Consider the following 20,465-nt stretch of genomic DNA (forward strand, 5'->3'; position numbering starts at 1 on the left):
GCCCTCCTCGTCCGCGCCGCGCCCGTGGTCTTCGTGCTGATCTGGGCCACCGGGTTCGTCGTCGCCAAGTACGCCGCGCCGCACGCGGAGCCGCTGAGCTTCCTGCTCGTGCGCTACGCCGGGGTCGTCGTCCTGATGCTGGTCCTGGCGCTGGTCGCCCGGGCGCGCTGGCCTCGCGGGTGGGCCGTCTGGCACCTCGCCGTCGCGGGGGTAGGGATCCAGGCGGGCTACCTCGGCGGCGTCTGGGCCGCGGTCGCGGCCGGCATGCCCGCCGGGGTGGCGGCGCTGGTCGTCAACCTGCAGCCGGTGCTCACCGCGGCCGTCGCCGGGCTCACCGGCGCCCGGCTGGGCCGCCTGCAGGTGGTCGGGCTGGTGCTCGGGTTCCTCGGGGTCGTGCTGGTCGTGTCGAGCAAGCTCACCACCACCGGGATCACGGCGACGACGCTCGGGCTCACCACCCTCGCCCTGCTGACGATCACCACCGGCACGCTCTACCAGAAGCGGTTCTGCCCGCAGTTCGACCTGCGCACCGGGCAGGTCGTGCAGTTCGCCGCGTCGATCGTGGTGACGCTGCCGTTCGCGCTCGCGTTCGAGTCGTTCCGCCTGGACTGGACGCCCGAGCTGATCGGCGCACTGGTGTGGTCGGTGGTGGTGCTCACCGGCGGCGGGATCTCGCTGCTGTTCCTCATGCTGCGGCGCGGGGCGGCGACGCAGGTCACGAGCTACTTCTACCTCGTCCCCGGCGTCACGGCGCTGCTCGCGCTGGTGATGTTCGGGGAGGTGCTGGGGCCGTTCGCGATCGCCGGGATGGTGGTCGCGGTGCTCGGGGTGGCGCTGGCGACGCGGGCCGGGCCGGGGTCAGGCGGCGCGCCGCCTGCGGCGCCGCAGCCAGAGGGCGAGCGGGCCGAGGACCACCCAGGTGCCGACGACGCCGAGCACCATCGGGCCGATGCCGTCGGCGGTGCTGCGACCGGCCACGCGGACCAGCTCGGGGTCGGTGACGTCGTACTCGACCGCGACGACCTCCCCCGCTGAGAGCCCGCGGGGGTGGAACACGCCGTGCTCGGGCACGACGGCCTGCCCGTTCGCGACGGTGAACCGCACGAGCGTGCGGAAGAACGTGGAGCCCTCGAGCACCTCGGCCTGCGCACTGGCCGGGTTGGCGTCGATGGCGCGGTCGTCGACGGCCGAGCCGATCAGGGCGAGCCCGGCGAGCACCGTGACCAGGACCGCGAGGCCCAGGACCAGCTCGGGGAGCCGCGTGCGGACGAACCGGGCTGCGGGCGCGAGGGTGGCCGCGACCTCGTCCAGCGCCCTCGGTTCACCCACGACGGCGGAGTCTAGACGGGTTGCGGGCCGCCACTGTGGTCAGCGCCTCCCCGGGGCGGACGAGCGTCGGGGACGCGCGCCTCTTACGCTCGAAACGTGACGATCGCTCCGCTACCGACCGGTGTGCGCGTGCGAACCAGGCCCGTCGACGAACTCGGCGGCCTGCTGGACCTGCTGCCGGACGCTCGCACACCCAAGTCGTGGGTGCGCGGTGGGGACGGCCTCGTCGGGTGGGGCGAGGTGGCCCGGTGGACCGGATCGGGTCCCGACCGCTTCGCCGACGCCGACGACTGGTGGCGCTCCTTCGTCTCCGGCACGCGCGTCCTCGACGAGGTCGGGCGGCCCGGCACGGGGCCCGTCGCGTTCGCGAGCTTCACCTTCAGCGACGACTCCCCCGGCTCGGTCGTCGTCGTGCCGCGGGTCGTGGTCGGGCGCCGCGACGGCCGGGCGTGGATCACCGAGTTCTCCCGCGGCGACGGGCCGTCGGTCGTGCACGCGATCGACCCGGTGCGCCCCAGCGGCACGCTGCGCTACTCCGACGGGCTGCTGCCGGTCGACCGCTACCGCGCCGCCGTCGCCGAGGCCGTGCGCCGGATGCGGGCGGGCGAGCTCGACAAGGCCGCGCTGGCCCACGACCTGATCGCCGTCGCCGAGGCCCCGCTCGACCCCCGCCACCTGCTCGGCGGCCTCGCCGAGCGCTACCCGACGTGCTGGTCGTTCGCCGTCGAGGGGCTGGTCGGCGCCACCCCGGAGCTGCTGGTGCGGCGCACCGGCGACGTCGTCGAGTCCCGGGTGCTGGCCGGCACGATGTGGGCGGCCTCCCCCGGCGAGGGGTCGCTGGGCGAGCGGCTGATGGGCTCGACGAAGGACCGCCACGAGCACGCGCTCGCCGTCGACTCCCTCACCTCGGCGCTGGCCCCGCTGTGCGCCTCGCTCGACGCGCCCGAGGTCCCCGACGTGCTGACGCTGCACAACGTCTCGCACCTGGCGAGCGACGTCCGCGGCCGCCTCGACCCCGTCGCCCCCGCGTCGCTGCTGCGCCTGGCCGAGGCCGTGCACCCCACCGCGGCCGTCGGCGGCACCCCGCGCAAGGTGGCCGTCGACCTCATCACCGAGCTGGAGGCGATGGACCGCGGCCGCTACGCCGGCCCCGTCGGCTGGATCGACTCCCGCGGCGACGGCGAGCTCGGCATCGCCCTGCGCTGCGCCCAGCTCGACGGCCGGGCGGCCCGGCTGTTCGCCGGCTGCGGGATCGTCGCCGACTCCGACCCCGACACCGAGGTGCGCGAGGCCGCGGCGAAGCTCGTGGCCGTGCGGGACGCGCTCGAGGGCGACTAGCTGCGCCGCGGCGGGCCGGACCGCGCTGGTCCGGCCCGCGCCGCTCATGCCGTCCGCGGACGGGGTGTCTGCGCGGCCGGGTAGGGGCGGGGACCGAGGGTGAAGTCCGACGGCATCGTGAGGTCGCCCGGTTCCAGGTCGGCGAGCGAGGCGCGCCCGAGCCCGAACAGCGCCTCGTCGATCCCGCTGCGCAGGACGTCGAGGACGTTCTCGACCCCGGCCTGACCGTTGGCCGCGAGCCCCCACAGGTAGGGGCGCCCGATCATCACCGCGCGGGCGCCGAGGGCGATCGCCTTCACGGCGTCGAGGCCACGGCGGACGCCGCCGTCGAGCAGGACCTCGATCTCGTCGCCGACCTCGTCGACGATCGAGGGCAGGACACGGATGCTGCCGGGGGCACCGTCGAGGTTGTTGCCGCCGTGGTTGGAGACCGAGATCGCGTCGGCGCCGATGTCGACGGCCTTGCGGGCGTCGGTGGGCCGGGTGACGCCCTTGACCATGAACGGGCCACCCCACCGCTCGCGCAACCACCGCAGGTCCTCCCAGGTGGGCGGCGGGGTCTGCATCCACTCGCCGTAGGCCTGGAAGAAGGTGGGCGGGTCCTCGCCCGGGTCGGCCATGTTGGGCACGGTGAGGTCGGGCAGGTGGCGGTGGCGCAACCACCCGAGCATGTAGCGGGGGCGGCGGACCCCCTCCGGGGCGAACCGCGCCATGGCCTTGAGGTCCAGGCGTTCGGGGATCGGCGGGCTGCCCCAGTCCCGGCGGCTGTCGAAGACCCAGTCCAGGGTCACGATGAGCGCCTTCGCCCCCGCCGCCTTCGCGCGCTCGACGCGCCGGGCGATGCGGTCGCGGTCGCCGACCCAGTACGTCTGGAAGAAGGTCTGCGGGTTCGCCTGCACCACGTCCTCGATCGCGCGGCTGCCGAACGAGCTCAGTCCCATCGCCGTCCCGGCGGCGGCGGCGGCGCGGGCGGCGGCGACCTCCGCCTCGGGATGGACGGCCTGTACGCCGGTGGGGGAGAGCAGCACGGGCAGGGAGATGTGCTGCCCGAGCACGGTGGTCGCCTGGTCGCGCTCCGACGGCTGGTCACCGACCTGCGGTCGGAAGCCGAGCTCGTCGAAGGCGCGGCTGTTGTCGGTCATCGTGATGCCCTGCTCGGTCCCCGCGAGCAGGGCGCCGTACACCGAGGGCGGGAGCCGCTTGCGGGCTCGGCGCTGAGCTTCGGCGACGGTCTCGAACCAGGTGGCGGTGCTGGCCATCAGGGCCTCCCTACTTGGCCATGAAGCCGGCGTCGACGGGCAGGGTGACGCCGGTGACGTAACGGGCCTGGTCGGACACCAGCCAGGCGATCGCGTTGCTGATGTCGATGGGTTCGATGGCCTCGACGTCGAGCAGGTTGGTCAGTGCCGCCCCGACCTCGGGCGACTGGGCGAGGAACGCCTGCATCGCGTCGTTGTCGATCATCGGGGTGTTCACGCCGGTGGGGTGGACGGTGTTGACCCGGATGTGGTGCGGGGCCAGCCAGTTCGCCCAGCTGCGCATCAGGCCGACGACGCCGTGCTTGGCGGCGACGTAGCCCTCCATGGCGCCGGAGCCGTTGCCGCCCCGGCCGGACAGACCCTGGGTGGAGCTGGTCACGACGATCGCGCCGCCCTCGCCCTGCTCGATCATGCGGGGCACGGCGGCCTGGACGGTGTGGCGGACGCCTTCGAGGTTCGTCATGACGGTGTCGTGGAACGCGGCGACCGGGTCGGACTCGTCCGCCGAGTGCGGGGCGATGCCGGCGTTGGGCAGGACGATGTCGACCCGTCCCAGCTCGGCGATCCCGGCCCGGATCGCGTCGGTGACCGCGGCGACGTCGCGGACATCGGCCTCACGGGTCACGATCCGGCGGTCGAGCTTCTCGACCTCGGTCGCGGTCTCGGCCAGGTCGTCCGGGGTGGCCAGGGGGTAGGGCACGGTGTCGATCTGACGGCAGATGTCGATCGCGACGATGTCCGCGCCCTCCCCTGCGAGCCGGACGGCATGGCTGCGACCCTGGCCGCGGGCCGCTCCGGTGATCACGGCGACCTTGCCTTCGAGGGTTCCGGTGGGCATGGGTCCTCCTTGGTGTCGGTGGTCGAGCTCTCCGCCCGACACCTGTGCGGTACCCGTGCCGACGGCGTCCACAGGGCGGGGCCGGCGATCGGAAGGTCGCCGCAAGGTTTGCGCGGGCCACGTCGTCGCGAGCCGGCGCCCCACGAGATGGAGGAGTCCTCCGCGACGATGCTCGACGGTGGAGAGGGAGGTCGTGACGTGTACTGCCTCAAGCACGCACCGTGCCCGATGGTCCCGGTTCCCGCTCCCGATCGCGAGGAGGCGGAGTGAGCATCGGGGCGACGCCCGCGACCACCTGGTTCTAGCTGCGCCGCTCCCGCGCCAGCGCGGCGACCTCCAGCTGGGAGCCGACCTCCAGCTTCGACAGGATCGACCGGACCTGCGTGCGGACCGTCGCCACGGAGACGACGAACTCCTCGGCGATCGCGGCGGGGCGGCGGCCGGCGGCGATGCGCTCGACGATCTGCAGCTCGCGCGGGGTCAGGCGCTCCCAGCGGTCACGGGCCAGGCGCCGCTCCTGGGCCTGGGCCGACGCGGCCTCCTCGATCCGGCGGCGCTCGTCGCCACCGATCAGGGGGCGGCCCTCGGCGGCCCGGGTCGCCGCGGCGACGAGCTCGGGGAACGGCGCCGACTTGCGGACCCGCCCCAGCGCACCGGCCGCGATGCCCGCCGCGATGCGGTCGTCGTCGGTGGAGCCGGTGACGAGCAGGACCCGCCAGCCGGCGCGGCGCAGGCGCGGGACGAGGTCGACGCCGTCGAGGCCGCCGCCGAGGTCGAGGTCGAGCAGCACGAGCGCGCCGGGCGGCGCGGGGTCGTCGACGCGGGGCAGGAACGCGTCGGGCAGGACGGCCGTGGCCTCGATCCCGCCGGAGCGCAGCGCCATCACGAGCGCCCCGGCGACCAGCGCGTGGTCGTCGACGATGACGACCGGCGCACCCCTCACGCCACTCCCGACGGCACCGGTGCGCGGCAGCCGGCGACGGGCAGCTCGATGTGGACCGTGCAGCCCGGCCCGGACAGCAGCGTGAACGTGCCGCGGTGCCGCTCGACGAGCTCGGCGGTGATCGCCAGGCCGAGGCCGTCTCCGCCGGAGTCGGGGCCGCGGACGCCGCGGCGCAGCACGACGTCGGGCGGCGCGCACAGCCCGGGCCCGTCGTCGGAGACGTCGATGCGGACGTGCCGCGCGTGCACCCGCGCCCGCAGCCACACGCGGGCGCCGGGGGCGTGGCGGCGGCAGTTGACCAGCAGGTTCGTGACGACCTGGGCGAGGACCCCGGGCGCGATCGCGGCCTCCGGGTCGCCGGTGACGTCGACGTGCACGTCGAGCCCGGTGGCGCGGTGCACGACGGCGAGGTCGTCGAGGATCGCGCCGACGCGCGCCTCGACGGGCCCGTCGTCGGGGCGCGGCCCGTCGAGCATCTGCTGCAGGCGGGCCAGCTCGGCGCCCGCGGCGACCAGCAGGCGGCGGCCGTCGTCGGAGCGGCTCATCAGGTCGTCGCCCAGGACGGTGGCCGCACCGCTCAGCCCGGCGACGACGTTGCGCAGCTCGTGGTCGCGCTCGGCCACCGACGCCATGGCCGCCTCGACCTCCGCGAGCCGGCTGCGCGAGCGCTCCTGCTCCTGGCCGATGTCGCGGATGGAGGCGAGCAGGAACGTTCCCGCGGCGACGAGCAGCATCGCGACCGCACCGAGCTCCACGATGCCGCCGAGCAGCGGGCGGGCCGCGACGATCCCGGCGGCGTGCGCGGTGCCGAGCGCGGCGAAGGCCAGGCCGGTGCGGCGCAGCAGCGGGCGGCGGTTGACGGTGCCGTCGCCGAGGATGAGGAGCCCCGCGACGCCGCAGGCGACCCATCCCCCCAGCGACACCGCCCGCACCATGTCCGGCGACGGCACGTGCGACGGGGCGAGCAGCGCGGTGACCGCGACCGACACCGTGGCGAGGGCGACGAGCACGACCAGCCCGACCGCGTGGGCGTGCACCGGCCGCGACGCCGGCCGGGCGGCGAGCACCAGCAGCCCGGCGACCCCCAGCACGGCGACGCCCCCGGCGATGCCCCAGACCCCGCCGTCGAGATCGAGGTCGACGGCGCCCAGCAGCAGCATGACGCCCGCGTAGACGCCGACCGCGGCCGCGACCCGGCGCGCGCGCCGGTTGCCGCTGATCCACGCCGCTACCGCCAGCAGGATCGTCGCGGCCACACCGCCGGTGAAGGTCAGCGTGCCGATGGCCCGCTCCGGCATCTCCCGGCCCTGCAGCAGGACGACGGGCGCCGTGGCGAGGGCGACGAGGGCGCCCTGCAGGACGACCTCCGCCGCCGGGACCCGGACGGCGGTCCAGATCGCGGGGAGACGGCTGTGTCTCGGAGTGCTGCCGGTCAATGCAACCCCTCGGACGTACGGGGAACGGCGCCGACCCACTCGGGGGCGTGCCGGGTGCTGGGGAGCTCCATCTGCCTCTTCGGCACTCGATCGGGTGCTGTTACGCGCCTGTTCGCTCTGCGGACGGAGTCAACGACGGCGACGCGCCGCCTGCGGGGCCGTCACCGTGCGTGGAACCAGCACGTACGCAGCGATGATGAGGAACAGCACGGCCGCGGCGAAGTACATCCCGGGCGGTGTGAAGAGACGTTCCCTGAGCAGCCCGACGTAGGGCACGTGGTACCACTGCACGCCCCGGACGTCGGCCGCCTGGACCAGACCGGGATCGGGAGCGTTGTTCGCATCGCCCTGCGTCACGAACGCCGGACCCGGCCGCACCTCGATCACGCGGTGGGTGACGATCCGCGTCTCGTCGCTCTCGGTGCTGCGGTCGGTGAACGTGATGACGTCCCCGACCGCGATCTCGGAGGCCGCCCGCGGCTGCACGACGACCGTCGACCCCACCGGCAGCGCGGGCTCCATGCTCCCGGACAGCACGGTCAACGGCGTCGCCCCGCCGATGGCCGGGACGATCGCGACCGCGATGGCCAGCGCGACGACGAGGACGAGCGCGGTGCCCGCGGCCCACCCCATGATCCGGCGCACGGGGTGCACGGCCGGCTCGGGTTCCGGCTCGGGCGCCCGCCTCTGCCTCGGGGCCGGGACCGGGGTCGGGGTCGCCCGCACGACCGGAATGCGTTCGGTCACCGGTTCGCCGGCCATGATCCCCCTAGAACGAGCACGCGAAGCCCCACCGTCGCGCGCGCGGGACGCTGCTGTCATACCTCGGATGAGGTACGCCGTCGACGGCTCGAATACTCACGTTGAGGTATGTGCCGATCGCGTGGAGTGGCCAGAGTTGTCCACAACGCGGTCCCCCCGGACCGCCCCGCCCCCCGCGATCCGAGGAGAACCCATGTCCGTCCTGCAGAAGAACAAGAAGGTCGCCGCCGGTGTCGGCGTCGCCGCCGTCGCCGCCGCTGCCCTCGCCCTGGGCGCCGGCACGTACGCGTCGTTCAGCGACACCGAGGCCGGCCCCGGCGGCACCCTGGCCGCCGGCACGCTGACTCTCGACATCACGTCGAACCCCTCCGGCGTCACCGAGATCTTCTCCGCCAGCGGTATCGCCCCCGGGTACACGTCGGGCACCCGGACCATCACCATCAAGAACAGTGGAAACATCGACGGAAAGCTGACCGGCACTCTCAGCGTCACCGGCGGCCCCGACCTGGACGACCAGATCGGGATCACGGGCAACTGCGGCAACCTGAACGTTCCGCCCGGCGCAACGCTGGCTTCGCTCTCCGGGCCGGCCGGAAACTTCCTCAGCAGCGGCGTTGCCCTGAACGGCGGCCAGACCGTCACGTGCAGCTTCCAGTTCACGTTCAAGGAGCTCGCCGACGAGACCAACAACCTTGCACAGGGCGAGTCGGTCGTCGTGACCTCGAACCTCACGCTGACCCAGGACGAGACCCAGGCCGGCAGCTGATCGGCCGGAGAGCGGGGCGGCGGACCGGAACACGGGCCCTCCGCCCCGCTCTCGCAACCCCGCGGATACCCACTTTGAGGTATGCGCGGCTGCTGGTCGTGCCGTCATCCTCACCGCCGTGCGGTCTCCATGGATCGCCCCGTCCATGCGATACCCAGGAGCACCCGTGTCGATCCTGCAGAAGAACAAGAAGCTCGCCGCCGGCATCGGAGTCGCCGCCGTCGCGGCCGCCGCACTCGCGCTCGGCGCGGGCACCTACGCCGCGTTCAGCGATACCGAGGCCGGCCCCGGCGGCACGCTGGCCGCGGGGACGCTGACCCTGGACATCACGGGAAGCCCGACCGCGACGACCCAGCTGTTCAGCGCTTCCAACATCGCGCCCGGTTACGACTCCGGTCCACTGATCTTCACGATCGAGAACACCGGCACGATCGACGGCACCGTCCGCGGCGACGCGACCGTCACCGAGAACGCGGGGGGCGAGCTGGACAAGCAGCTGCGCGTGTCGGGCAACTGCCCCGGCACGCCGTCGAACTTCAGCAACCAGCCGGTCAGCATCCTCACCACCGGGTTCAACGCGGAGATCGACGCGGGTGACTCGGTCGTCTGCACCTTCCGCTTCACGTTCCCGCACGCGGTGAACAACAACGACGCCCAGGGCGACTCGGTGACCATCGACTCGCTCTTCAGCATCACGCAGCGCACTACCTGATCGACAGCGGGACGGGAGGTGGGTCGGCGCAGCCGGCCTCCGCCCCTCTCGTGTTAACAGGGTCCGATCCGCGCACGAAAGGGGTGTGCCGCTCCCGGCGGTGACCCACAAGGCAGTCCGAAGACCCCGACGACCGGGCACGGTCGCAGAGGTCGCAGCTCCACCGGGGGAAATGTGCAGGCACGTACGGTCGCCGTGGCCATCGCGAGCATCGTGGCGGTGGGGGGTGTGACACTCGTCGCGGCCTTCTCGTCCGACGGCACGCTGGCGTCGTACTCGTCGACGTTCTCCAGCTCCCCGAGCACCATCGGCGCCGCGCGGGTGACTCTCGGCGGAGGGGACGACGCCGGCCCCGAGCTCGGCTACACCGACCTGCGGCCGGGCGTGTCCCAGACCGTCGAGCTGGTGGTCGCCTACGACGGCACCGTCGCCGCCGGGATCGGCCTGTCCCTCGCCCCCGCGGCCGGGTCCCCCTTCTGCGAGCAGCGCGCCGGTAAGTGGGTCACGAAGCCCGGGATGGCCGTGACGCTCCGTTTCGGCGACGCTCCGGCCGAGAGCTACTGCTCCCTCTACGACGGTCGCGTGGTGCCGCTCGGCACCGCGCAGCCGAACGCGGCCCAGCCCGTCCGCGTCCCGGTGACGCTGACCCTCGCCGAGGGCGCCGCAGCGGCGTCGGCCGGCCTCGACCACACCGACGTCGCCACCGTCCACGCCGAGGGCGGGTTCACCGACCGTGCCGACGGCCACCTCCGCATCGCCACCGCCGCGGCCGCCGACCTGCCCCCCGGCACCGCGCCCGGCCCGGTCTCCGTGCCGCTCGCCCCGCCCGGGCAGGCGGCGCCGCCGCTGAACCCCGCCGATCCGGCCGGGTTCGTGCGCGAGGCAGCCGCCGGGACCGGTGTGGCGCTGCCCGCGGAGTGCGTCGCGGCCGGGATGGTCGCCACCGACTTCGTCGAGGTCATCGCCCTGGACCCCGCGAAGCGGACCTGGGACGCGACCGCGAGCCGGGGCCGCGACGCGGGCCCGTTCGTCATCCTCGGCACCTCCCGTGCCGACACGATCGTCGGCTCCACCGGCGACGACTGCATCGTCGGCGGAGCGGGCGACGACTCCCTCACCGGTGGCGACGGCGCCGACGTGCTGGTCGGCGGGGCGGGCGTCGACCTCCTCATCGGCGGCGCCGGCGCCGACACCCTGCTCGGCGGCCCCGGCAAGGACGACCTCCGCGGCGGTGACGGCCAGGACGTCTTCGACGGCGGTCCCGGCGGCGCGATCTGCGACGTGCTCGCGACGGAGAAGGCCGCGGCGTGCAGCCCCCCTCCGCCCGCCGCGACACCTCCGGCTGCGCCGCCCGCCCCGGCACCGCCCGCGCCGGCTCCGCCCGCGCTGATCGCCCCGGAGTCGCAGGTCGAGCCCGAGCCGCCGGCGGTGGCACCCGCACCCGACACGCTCGCGCCCCAGCCGGAGCCGCCCGCGGTCGAGCCCGAGCCCGAGGTCGAGGAGCCCGCGGTCGAGCCGAGCCCGACGGCCTCGCCCGCGGTCACGAGCGACGCGACGAGCGAGCCCGCGGCCTGAGCGCAGCGCGCAGCCCGTCGTGACCGTCAGGCCGCGAGGTGGGCGAGGACCTTCCTTCGGGGTGTCCGGCTCGGGTCGATCCACTTCGGTGGCAGGAACTCGGGGAGTCCGTCGCGGACGCGGACCTGCCAGTCGGTGTGGTGGATCTGGCGGTGATGCGCTTTGCAGAGCATCACCAGGTTGTCGAGCTTGGTTGCTCCGCCGTGTTCCCAGTGGTGGATGTGGTGGACCTCGGACCAGGAGGGTGGCCGGTCGCAGCCGGGGTGGGCGCAGCCGCGGTCGCGGGCGGTGATGGCGCGGCGCAGGCCGTCGGGGATGGTGCGGGTGGCGCGCCCGACGTCGAGGGGTTGGCCGGCGCCGTTCATGACGACGGGGATGACGGCGGCGTCGCAGGCCAGGGTCCGTAGCGCGGCGGGGGTGAGGGTGCCGCCGAACTCCAGCATGGCCGAGCGGGCGCGGTTCTCCAGGTCTTCGAGCCGGACGAGGACGGTCAACACGGGTCGGCGGCCGCCGCTGTCGGGGAGGTCGCCGTGGTCCAGGACGTACCCGCAGACGTCGGCGAGCGCTTCGGCGTGGCGCTGCGGCGCGGGTCGGTCGTCGTCGGCGGTCAGGGGTGCGGCTTTGGCGTCGATGACCGCGGCGATGGCGTCGTAGAGGGCGGGGTCCTCGAACCGTCCCTTGATCGACCCTCCGGTCGCGTGGCGGGTGAGGCGCAGCTCGTTGACCGGCGCCGGGGTGTGGTCGTCGGGTTCGGCTCCGTCCTGGTCGAGCAGCGCGACCAGCGCGGTCCCGAGGGTCTGCAGTTCCGACGGGTTGAGCCGCGTGGCGTCGGCGGCGAGCTGGGCCTCGACCCCGGCCCACTGCTCGGGAGTCAGTCGTTCGGCGGCGTCGGTGGACAGCACCCGTCCGATGACCTCGACGTGTCGTAGCGCGATCTCGCCCGCGCCGAACGCGGCCGCAGCGCAAGGCAGGCGAGCAGGCAGCGGAGTTCCGTCGAGCGTGGTCCGTGTGTGAACATCGACAGCAACGGCAGCGCGACGCCGGGCCTCGCCGTAGTCCCACGACAGCAGGTCGGAGAGCGCACGGGCCGCGGAGCGGTAGCCGCGCGTGAGGAACGCGCCCTGGTCGTCCAACGTCGCGATAGCGGACGTGGAGATCGCATCGACGCGACGGGCGACGCTCTCGCACAGCGTCAGCAGCGAGAGCAGCTCGGTCTCGGATCCGGTGGCCACGACGGCAGCGAGCTCGTCGAGCGCATCGTCGAGGACCGGACCCATGCCCTGATCATACTCGAACAAGTGTTCGATAGACAGGTTTTGAGCAGGGAAAACAGCACCACAGGATAGTCCCAGCAATCAGAGCGGGAACCGTTCTGTGCCCGGGTCCGGAGGCCATCGGGACCACGACGGCGACCGACCCGGTACACGTCCTTCGCGCCCACAGGACCCCAGGGAGAAAGAACCTTGACCCTGACACAGTGACAACGTCTCGACTGCAACCATGAACGGACTGCAGCACCCGGACGAGAAGATCCGCCTGAGAACAGCGATGGACATGGGCACGACACCGAACCCCCGAGACGTCGACGCCCTCATCGAGAGGTGCGGGACGGAGACGGACTTCCATGTCCGCGAAGTGCTCACCTGGGCCCTCACCCGCCACCCCCGACAGACGACCGTCCCCAGGCTGACGCGAGAGCTCGAGGACGACCGCCCACAGGCCAGGAGCCAGGCCCTCCACACCCTGTCCAAGATCGGCGACCCGAGCGCCTGGCCCGCCATCACCCGAGCACTCCTGATGGACCCCGACGACGAGGTCGCCCGCAGCGCCTGGCGGGCGGCGACGGTCCTGGTGCCGGGCGACGACAAGGCTGACCTGACGACAGTGCTGATCACCCAACTGGCCCGCGGCCCCCACGACACCCAGCGGAGCCTGAGCCGCGCCCTCGTCGCCCTGGACGCCGATCTGGACACCGCACACAACCACCCCGACCCCGCAGTCCGCGCCCACGCCCGCGCCACCGAGCAGCTCAAGCACGATCCGGAGGCGGGCTTCGCGATCGAGGAGGCGACGCGCGTGGTCGCGCTCGGACCGTGCTGATCGGGGAGGTGGCGCGGCGCTCCGGCGTCAGCGCCCGCATGCTCCGCCACTACGAGTCGCTGGGGCTGGTCCGGCCGACGGGCCGCACCGGCGCCGGCTACCGCGAGTACTCCGCGGACGACATCCGGCGGATCTTCCACGTCGAGAGCCTGCGGTCGCTGGGGCTGTCGCTGCGCGAGGTCGGGCGGGCGCTCGACGATCCCGGCTTCGCTCCCGCCCGGCTCGTCGACGACCTCGTCGCCCGCACCCGCGAGCGCATCGCCGCCGAGACGGAGCTGCTCGGCCGCCTCCGCCGGATCGGGGCCGCCGGGCCCGAGGACTGGGAGGACGTCCTGCAGGTCGTCGCCCTGCTGCAGGACCTGGGCTCCGACAGCGCAGCCCGCCGCCAGAGCGCAGCGCTGTCGCCCGACCCCGTACCGGTCGACGCCCTGGTCGAGGCCGCGCTGGCCGAGGACGACCCGCACGTCGCCGGGGCCCTGCGCTGGGCCCTGGCGCGCGCGGGCACCGACGGACCACCGCTGTTGGAAGCGGGCCTCGACTCGCCGGACCCCGACATCCGCGACCGCGCCGTCCGCTCCCTCGCCGCCATCCCCGGCGACGCCGCCACCGCCCTGCTCCGCGACGCCCTCGCCCACGCCGACGTCGAGGTCCGCCGGCGCGCGGCGCTCGCGCTCGGCACCCGCGGCGTCGCCGACGCCGTGCCGACGCTGGTCGCCATGGTCGTCGACGACGTGCACGACGCGGACGCCGCCGACGCGCTCACCGCGCTGGCCGCCGACCCCGCGACGGCCGACCGCATCGCCGAAGCCCTCGCCGCCCACCTCGACGCCCACCTCGACGCCCACCTCGACGCCGATCCCGCGGCCCGTCGACGGATCGTCCAGGCGCTCGCCGACGTCCCCGGCGCCGCCGCGGAGCGGAGCCTCATGCAGCTGACGGCGGACGACGACCGGACCGTCGCCCTCACCGCCGCCCACGTCCTGCGGCGGCGCGGGGACCTACCGCCCGCCTGAGACCCGCTCGCGCAGCGCCGCGTGCCCGGACCGCAGGCCCGCGCGGTCGGCCCGCACCTCCACCACCCGCAGGCCCGACGGCGGGGGCAGCGGCGCGAGCTCGACCCCCGACACCGCGTGCGCGATCCCGAACGCCCCGCACAGCTGCTCCAGCGACACCTCCTGCGGCGTCCCGAACATCCGCTCGAACGTCGCGGAGTGCTCCTGCGCCCCCTGCTCCAGCAGCCCGAAGATCCCGCCGCCGCCGTCGTTGAGCACCACGACCGTCAGGTCCGGGCGGGGCTCGCCAGGGCCGATGAGCAGGCCGGTGGTGTCGTGCAGGAACGTGAGGTCGCCCATCAGCGCGAAGGCCGGGCCGCCGTGGGCGAGCGCGACCCCGACCGCCGTCGACACCGTGCCGTCGATCCCGGCCACACCCCGGTTGGAGAGCACCGCCAGGTCGGCGCGGGGCACGGCGGCGAGCGCGACGTCGCGCACCGGGTTCGACGAGCCCACCACCAGCGCCGACGACGGCGGCAGCGCGGCCACCAACGAGCGGGCCAGCCGCAGCCCGGCGGGGGCGTCGGGCAGGGCGGCGTCGAGCGCCTCCGACGCCGCGCGGTCGGCCGCGCGCCAGCGCTCCAGCCAGCCGTCGGGCGGGGTGAGCGGGGGCAGCGAGCCGACCGCGCGGACGGTGCCGGGCACGTCGGTCCAGGGCCCGTCGCCGTCGAGCGCGTAGACCGCGACGCCCGGGTCGGCGAGCAGCCGGGCCACGCCGCGGTGCAGCGTCGGGCGACCGGCCACGACCACCTGCGCGGGCCGCAGCGCCGGGTCGTCGAGCAGCCACGGCCCGGCGCGCAGCCCCTGGGCCCACTGCCCCGACGACGGCTCCGCGACGACGGGCGCGGCGACCCCGGCCAACGGCGGCGCCCCCGCACCGGCGACCACCAGCGTCGGCGCGGACGGATCGAGGGGCAGCGGCCCGGCGGTGCGGACGAGCGGCGCGAGAGCCGTCCAGGGCGCACCACCGTCGCGCCCGGCCGGGAAGCCGGGCTCCGAGGGCGTCAGCGGCTCGTCGAACGGGGCGTTGAGGTGCGCCGGACCGCGCGTCGCGAGCACCCGCGCGACGACCGAGCGCCAGTGGGCGTTGCCGCCCGCCGCCGACGCGGTGGCGGTCGGCAGCCCGAGGACGCCGTCCTGCACGACGGTCTGGCTCGCGCCGGTGCCGACGAGCTGCGGCGGCCGGTCGGCGGTGAGCGCGATCAGCCGCACCCCCGAGTACGCCGCCTCCAGCACGGCGGGGTGCAGGTTCGCGACGGCCGTGCCCGACGTCGTGCACACCGGCACCGCGCGCCCCGACCGCAGCGCGAGGCCCAGCGCGAGGAACCCGGCCGTGCGCTCGTCGATCCGGACGTGCAGCCGCAGCCGACCCGACGCGGCCGCGTCGTGCAGGGCGAAGGCGAGCGGGGCGTTGCGCGAGCCGGGGCAGAACACCGCATCGGTGACGCCGCCGCGCACGAGCTCGTCGACGAGCACGCGGGCCATCGCCGTCGAGGAGTTCACGACCTCACCCTAGGACGCGTGATGATCCGCACGCCGCGGACAGGAAGGCCGCCGGCACTCCGCCCTGTTCAGCATCACGTGACCCACCAGCCGCTCCCGTCCGACAGCCCCCTCCTGCAACCGGTCACCGCCGGCGCCCTGCGCGCCGCGAACCGCGTGTGGCTGGCGCCGCTGACGCGCAACCGCGCCGACGCCGACGGCACCCCCAACGACCTCTCCGTCGAGTACTACCGCCAGCGCGCCGGTGCCGGCGTCGTCATCACCGAGGGCAGCCAGCCCTCCGCCGTCGGCCAGGGCTACCCGAACACCGCCGGGGTCGTCACCGACGCCAACGAGGCCGGCTGGACGCGCGTCGCCGACGCCGTGCACGCCGAGGGCGGCACGCTCGTCGTCCAGCTCATGCACGCCGGCCGCATCTCCCACACCGGCACGATCGACGGCGCCACCCCGGTGTCCTCCACGGCCACCCCCGCGCAGGGCGAGATCTTCACGACCGAGGGCCCGCAGGCCCACTCCGCACCCCGCGCGCTCGCCACCGACGAGCTGCCCGGCGTGGCCGCCGAGTTCGCCGACGCCGCCCGCCGCGCGATCCGCGCCGGCGTCGACGGGGTCGAGCTGCACGCCGCCAACGGCTACCTGCTGCACCAGTTCCTCGCCGACGGCGTGAACGACCGCACCGACGCCTACGGCGGGCCGGCGGAGAACCGCGCGCGCTTCGTCGTGGAGGTCGCGAAGGCCACGGCCGACGCCGTCGGCGCCGACCGTGTCGGCATCCGCCTGTCCCCCGCGAACCCCTACAACGACATCACCGAGGACGACGTCTCGGTCTACGAGACCCTCGTCGCGCAGCTCGCCGACCTCGGCCTCGCCTACGTGCACCTGCTCGCCGAGGCCGACGACCCGATCGTCGGCAAGCTGCGGGCGGTCTGGCCGGGCGTGCTCGTGCTCAACACCGGGTTCGCCGTCGACAGCGACCGCGACGCGGTCGGGCGCATCGTGGCCGACGGCGTCGCCGACGCCGTGACGGTCGGGCGCCCGTTCATCGCCAACCCCGACCTCGTGACGCGCTGGACCCGCGGCAGCGAGCTCAACGAGCCCGACCCGTCGACCTTCTACGGCGGCGGCGCCGAGGGCTACACCGACTACCCCCGTCTCGCGGGCTGATCCCCGCGGCGAGGGTTCACGACGGCGGGCACCCCTACCCGGGGTCGCCCGCCGTCGGCGTGTCCGAGGTCAGTCGGCCAGGCGCGTCGTCACCGGCGTGGGCCGGCTGAACAGGTCGAGCACCGGGCAGTGCTCGTCGACGGCGGCGCGCAGCTCCTCGTAGCGCTCCCGCGTCGCCGGGCCCTGCAGGTCGACGACGACCCGGACCTCGCCGAAGCCCGGGCGCACGGCGTCGTCGAAGCCGAAGAAGCCGCGGACGTCGAGGTCGCCCTCGATCGTGGCCGACACGTCGTCGAGCGGGATGCCGAGCTTCGCGGCCCAGAAGCGGTAGGTCACGACCTGGCAGGACAACAGCGCCGCCAGGGCGTACTCGACGGGGTTGGGCGCGGCACCCTGGCCGCCGAGCGCGGGCGGTTCGTCGACGCGGAGGTCGTGGCGGCCGGCGCGGATGTCGGACACGACGCCCGCCCCGCCCGTACCGGTGGTGCGGAACAGGGCGAGCGCCCTGTCGGGGCTGTCGGTGACGGCCGCCTCGGTGGCGGCGATGACGGCACGCAGGGCGTCGTCACGGGTATCGGTGCTGGTCGTCTCGGTGCTGGTCACAGGGGTCTCCGTCCGGGTCCGGTCCGGACGTGCGGGCACGCCGGACGGACCCTGGGAAGTAGGGGGGTGTCTCGGATCTGCGGGACGGGCGGCGTCACGGACGCCGGGGAGTCACCGACAGAGCGCGGCCTGGGTGCGGCAGAGGTCGACGTGTCGACGGCGGGAGAACACGGCCCGAGCCCACACGGCGCGACCGGCGGAGTCAACCCCCGTCTCACATCGCGATCAGCTCGAACGCCGTGGCGAGGCGCGCCCCGGGCAGCCGCGCGCCGTCGGCCTCGGCCATCGGGCGCAGGAACCCCTCGGGGTCCGACATGTCGCCGCCGAGCGCGGCGAGGTAGGCGCGGTGCGCGGCCAGGGAGGCGACGCCGCGCTCGAAGTAGCCGTCGACGTCGACGGCGTGGCTGTTGCGCGGCGACGCCGCGGCCGCCACCCACCGCACCCCGCCCCACGGCTCGCCGGCCTCGGGGAACAGCCAGCGGTTGCCCGCGTCGCGGACCGCGTCGAGCACCGCCCGGCCGGTGGCGGTGTGGTCGGCCATGTTGAGACCGACGTCGCCGGGCCAGGTGTCGCGGAAGTTGCCGGTGACGACGAGCTCGGGGCGGTTGCGGCGGATGCCCGCGGCGATGTCGCGGCGCAGCGGCACCCCGTACTCGATCAACCCGTCGGGGTGGTCGAGGAACTCCACGACGTCGACGCCCACCGCCGCGGCCGCGGCCCGCTGCTCGGCCTCCCGCAGCGGCCCGCACTCCGCGGGTGGCACCGTGTCGATCCCCGCCTCCCCGCGCGTGACCAGCAGGTACGTCACGTGCTTGCCCTGCGACGTCCACCGCGCGACGGCCGATGCCCCGCCGTACTCCAGGTCGTCGGGGTGGGCCACCACGGCCAGCGCGCGGGTCCAGTCCTCGGGCACGGGCTCGTAGATCATGGCGACATCCTGGCCCCTCGGTCGTCGGCGCGGGAGCGGGCCGCGGGCAGCAGCAGTCCGGCGCCGAGCAGGAGCAGCAGCACCCCGCCCCCGACCAACAGGCCGACGGGTGCGCGTGGTGCGCGCACGGACCCGGGGGTGGCGGATCCGCGCCATTCGTCCACCCGATCGGTGATTCCGGGGGGCGATTCCGGCGGTGCTCCTGGTGAATGTCGCCATGACTGCACTGCAGAACAAGAAGATCAGACTCGGAATCGGCATCGCGGCCGTCGCGCTCGCCGCCGCCGCGATCGGCGCCGGCACCTACGCCGCGTTCAGCGACACCGAGACCGGACCCGGCGGCACCGTGGAGGCCGGCACGCTGGACCTCACGGTCGGCGGCTCCGGCGGCGTCACGCTGTTCTCGGGCGAGAACATCGCTCCCGGGTACACCTCGACCTCGACGATCACCCTGAACAACACCGGAAGCATCCCGGGCACGCTGGCCAGCACGCTCCAGCTCTCGGGCGCGGACGTGACCTGCACCGAGCCGGAGGCCGAGGCCGAGGGGAAGGCGCAGGGAGCGTGCGCGACCGGCGGCGACCTCCAGGACCAGCTCACCATCTCGATCCTCAGCGGGCCGGGCGTCGCCGCCGCGACGCCCCCGGTGACGCTGGCGAAGTTCGCCGAGACCGGGTTCGGCCAGCTCCCGCTCGGCGCCGGAGCGACCGGCGAGTACGTCCTCGAGTTCGAGCTGCCGAACCTCTCCGGAACGGAGAACAACAAGGTCCAGGGCGACCGCGTCACGCTGAGTTCGAATTACACCCTGACCCAGTCCTGATCCGGGGTGGGGGGCCGATCATGCGACGGAAAACGGTACTCGCCGTAGTGCTGGTCCTGGCGATCACCGCCACGGGTGCCGCATTCGTGTTCGGCGGCGGCACCCTGGCGGCGTTCTCCGACTCCGACAAGGGCGGCGGCGGGACGGCGCGCGCCGCCACCGTCGTCCTCGGCGGGCGGAGCACGCCGCTGGTGCTGGACTTCGCCGGCATGCGGTCGGGCACGACCCGCACGGTGAACATGACGGTCGACTACCGGGGCACGGTGCCCGCCACCGTGCAGTTCCAGCTGCCCTCGGGGGCGACGGCCACCTCGTGCACGCGCAGCGGTTCGACCTGGTCCGACGGCGGGCTCATCGGCACGCTCACGATCGCGCTGGGCAGCCGGCCGGCCGTGTCCTACTGCTCGCTGCTCGACGGCACCGCCCGCACGCTCGTGACGACGGTCAACCCGGGGACGACGACCGTCGTGCCGGTGACCGTGTCCTTCACCGGCCAGGTCCTGGGGCTGGTGAGCCGGTCGGAGAGGGCCGCGGTGGTCGTCCGGGCCGTCGGCGGCTTCACCGACCGGGTCACCGGCACGATCTCGATCACCACGACCGGCGTCATCGGGCCGCGGTCCCTCGCCGTGGCCGCCCCGGCCGCGGCGCGCGCCGCGGCGCCCGCGCCACCTCCCGCGGAGTGCACCGGCACGTACGCCGAGACCGTGGTGCTGACGCCCGACCGGCCGCGGTTCGTCGCGACGGAGGACCGCCCGGGCGCCCCGGGGCCGTTCCTGGTGCAGGGCACCGCGGGCGACGACGTCGTCACCGGTTCCGGCGCGGGTGACTGCCTCGTCGGCGGGGGCGGCGCCGACGTGCTCGACGGCGCGGGCGGCGACGACGTGCTGCTCGGCGGCGACGGCGCCGACCGGCTCACCGGCGGCGCGGGCGACGACCGGCTGCTCGGCGGCGCCGGTCCCGACGAGCTGACCGGCGGGGCGGGCGCCGACGTCCTCGACGGCCAGGCCGACGGCGGCACCTGCGACGCCGATCCGGCCGACACCGTCACCGCGTGCACGCTGCCGGCGCCCCCTCCGGCTCCGGTCGCGCCCGCACCGGCCCCGGCCGAACCGGCCCCCGCGCCGGTCCCCGCACCGGAACCGGCTCCGGCTCCGGAACCGGCCCCGGCCGAGCCCGCCCCGGTGGAACCCGCCCCGGAACCGGCTCCGGCCCCCGCCGAACCGCCGCCCGTCCCGGAGTCGGTGCCGCAACCGGTGCCGGAGCCGGTGCCCGCAGCGCCGGTCCCCGAGCAGGAGGGCACCGCCGACCCGGCGCCGCCCGAGGGGACCGGGTAGCGG

General features: G+C 74.8%; 20 protein-coding genes. 10 read left to right on the plus strand and 10 right to left on the minus strand.

The window, feature by feature from the left end; translation table 11 throughout:
* Positions 1-24 precede the first annotated feature (24 nt).
* Together I4I82_RS10615 and I4I82_RS10620 are read left to right on the plus strand one after the other, a co-directional pair.
* Positions 25-1,035, plus strand: coding sequence for a DMT family transporter (locus I4I82_RS10615; protein WP_218591708.1), 1,011 nt, complete (start codon positions 25-27; stop codon positions 1,033-1,035).
* A gap of 423 nt (positions 1,036-1,458) precedes the next feature.
* Entirely contained in the window at positions 1,459-2,667 is a 1,209-nt protein-coding gene (locus tag I4I82_RS10620) for an isochorismate synthase (RefSeq protein WP_226369981.1), read from the plus strand.
* Positions 2,668-2,711: 44 nt separating this feature from the next.
* Here the strand turns inward: I4I82_RS10620 and mftD are convergent, their stop codons facing one another.
* From mftD to I4I82_RS10645, 5 genes are all read right to left on the minus strand, one after another.
* Positions 2,712-3,926 (minus strand): pre-mycofactocin synthase MftD, encoded by a 1,215-nt coding sequence (gene mftD / locus I4I82_RS10625; RefSeq protein WP_218591709.1) that lies wholly within the window; start codon positions 3,924-3,926, stop codon positions 2,712-2,714.
* Between the two features lie 10 nt (positions 3,927-3,936).
* Positions 3,937-4,764: a mycofactocin-coupled SDR family oxidoreductase gene (locus I4I82_RS10630; RefSeq protein WP_218591710.1), complete on the minus strand. Its 828-nt coding sequence runs from the start codon at positions 4,762-4,764 to the stop codon at positions 3,937-3,939.
* A gap of 301 nt (positions 4,765-5,065) precedes the next feature.
* Entirely contained in the window at positions 5,066-5,707 is a 642-nt protein-coding gene (locus I4I82_RS10635) for a response regulator transcription factor (protein ID WP_218591711.1), read from the minus strand.
* Positions 5,704-7,143 carry a sensor histidine kinase gene (locus I4I82_RS10640; RefSeq protein WP_218591712.1) on the minus strand — a complete coding sequence of 480 codons (1,440 nt, stop codon included), beginning with the start codon at positions 7,141-7,143 and terminating at the stop codon, positions 5,704-5,706. Before I4I82_RS10640 ends, I4I82_RS10635 begins: the two co-directional genes overlap by 4 nt.
* A gap of 129 nt (positions 7,144-7,272) precedes the next feature.
* Positions 7,273-7,797, minus strand: a complete 525-nt coding sequence (locus tag I4I82_RS10645) for a signal peptidase I (protein WP_218591713.1) — start codon at positions 7,795-7,797, stop codon at positions 7,273-7,275.
* Between the two features lie 301 nt (positions 7,798-8,098).
* On the opposite strand from I4I82_RS10645, the gene I4I82_RS10650 reads away from it, so the two are divergent.
* From I4I82_RS10650 to I4I82_RS10660, 3 genes are all read left to right on the plus strand, one after another.
* Positions 8,099-8,671: a TasA family protein gene (locus I4I82_RS10650; RefSeq protein ID WP_218591714.1), complete on the plus strand. Its 573-nt coding sequence runs from the start codon at positions 8,099-8,101 to the stop codon at positions 8,669-8,671.
* Between the two features lie 166 nt (positions 8,672-8,837).
* Positions 8,838-9,383: a TasA family protein gene (locus I4I82_RS10655; RefSeq protein ID WP_218591715.1), complete on the plus strand. Its 546-nt coding sequence runs from the start codon at positions 8,838-8,840 to the stop codon at positions 9,381-9,383.
* Positions 9,384-9,602: 219 nt separating this feature from the next.
* Positions 9,603-10,958 (plus strand): calcium-binding protein, encoded by a 1,356-nt coding sequence (locus I4I82_RS10660; RefSeq protein ID WP_218595662.1) that lies wholly within the window; start codon positions 9,603-9,605, stop codon positions 10,956-10,958.
* A 26-nt stretch (positions 10,959-10,984) separates the two neighbouring features.
* Here the strand turns inward: I4I82_RS10660 and I4I82_RS10665 are convergent, their stop codons facing one another.
* Positions 10,985-12,235, minus strand: a complete 1,251-nt coding sequence (locus I4I82_RS10665) for an HNH endonuclease signature motif containing protein (protein WP_218595663.1) — start codon at positions 12,233-12,235, stop codon at positions 10,985-10,987.
* Between the two features lie 223 nt (positions 12,236-12,458).
* Here I4I82_RS10665 and I4I82_RS10670 point away from each other — a divergent pair, with 223 nt between their 5' ends.
* Positions 12,459-13,058, plus strand: coding sequence for a HEAT repeat domain-containing protein (locus I4I82_RS10670; RefSeq protein WP_218593401.1), 600 nt, complete (start codon positions 12,459-12,461; stop codon positions 13,056-13,058).
* Positions 13,052-14,071 (plus strand): HEAT repeat domain-containing protein, encoded by a 1,020-nt coding sequence (locus tag I4I82_RS10675; RefSeq protein WP_218593400.1) that lies wholly within the window; start codon positions 13,052-13,054, stop codon positions 14,069-14,071. The genes I4I82_RS10670 and I4I82_RS10675 overlap by 7 nt, the downstream gene beginning before the upstream one ends.
* On the opposite strand, the gene menD is transcribed toward I4I82_RS10675, so the two are convergent.
* The gene (gene menD / locus I4I82_RS10680) at positions 14,057-15,613 is read right to left on the minus strand and encodes a 2-succinyl-5-enolpyruvyl-6-hydroxy-3-cyclohexene-1-carboxylic-acid synthase (protein WP_218593399.1); all 1,557 of its coding nucleotides are present in this window, start codon (positions 15,611-15,613) and stop codon (positions 14,057-14,059) included. The two genes, I4I82_RS10675 and menD, sit on opposite strands and share 15 nt — an antisense overlap.
* A 78-nt stretch (positions 15,614-15,691) precedes the next feature.
* Here menD and I4I82_RS10685 point away from each other — a divergent pair, with 78 nt between their 5' ends.
* Positions 15,692-16,777 (plus strand): alkene reductase, encoded by a 1,086-nt coding sequence (locus I4I82_RS10685; RefSeq protein ID WP_226369982.1) that lies wholly within the window; start codon positions 15,692-15,694, stop codon positions 16,775-16,777.
* Between the two features lie 69 nt (positions 16,778-16,846).
* Here I4I82_RS10685 and I4I82_RS10690 read toward each other — a convergent pair whose 3' ends face one another.
* The 3 genes from I4I82_RS10690 to I4I82_RS34400 all read right to left on the minus strand — a co-directional run bounded on the left by I4I82_RS10690 (position 16,847) and on the right by I4I82_RS34400 (position 18,436).
* On the minus strand, positions 16,847-17,380 hold the full coding sequence (locus I4I82_RS10690) for an OsmC family protein (RefSeq protein WP_226369983.1): 534 nt from the start codon (positions 17,378-17,380) through the stop codon (positions 16,847-16,849).
* A gap of 214 nt (positions 17,381-17,594) precedes the next feature.
* Positions 17,595-18,308 (minus strand): PIG-L deacetylase family protein, encoded by a 714-nt coding sequence (locus tag I4I82_RS10695; protein ID WP_218593398.1) that lies wholly within the window; start codon positions 18,306-18,308, stop codon positions 17,595-17,597.
* The gene (locus I4I82_RS34400; RefSeq protein ID WP_267460610.1) at positions 18,305-18,436 is read right to left on the minus strand and encodes a hypothetical protein; all 132 of its coding nucleotides are present in this window, start codon (positions 18,434-18,436) and stop codon (positions 18,305-18,307) included. The genes I4I82_RS10695 and I4I82_RS34400 overlap by 4 nt, the downstream gene beginning before the upstream one ends.
* 89 nt (positions 18,437-18,525) lie before the next feature.
* Here I4I82_RS34400 and I4I82_RS10700 point away from each other — a divergent pair, with 89 nt between their 5' ends.
* Entirely contained in the window at positions 18,526-19,128 is a 603-nt protein-coding gene (locus I4I82_RS10700) for a TasA family protein (RefSeq protein WP_218593397.1), read from the plus strand.
* Positions 19,129-19,148: 20 nt separating this feature from the next.
* Entirely contained in the window at positions 19,149-20,462 is a 1,314-nt protein-coding gene (locus I4I82_RS10705; protein WP_218595664.1) for a calcium-binding protein, read from the plus strand.
* Positions 20,463-20,465 lie beyond the last annotated feature (3 nt).

It is taken from the genome of Pseudonocardia oceani (genome assembly GCF_019263585.2).
Classification (GTDB): domain Bacteria; phylum Actinomycetota; class Actinomycetes; order Mycobacteriales; family Pseudonocardiaceae; genus Pseudonocardia; species Pseudonocardia oceani.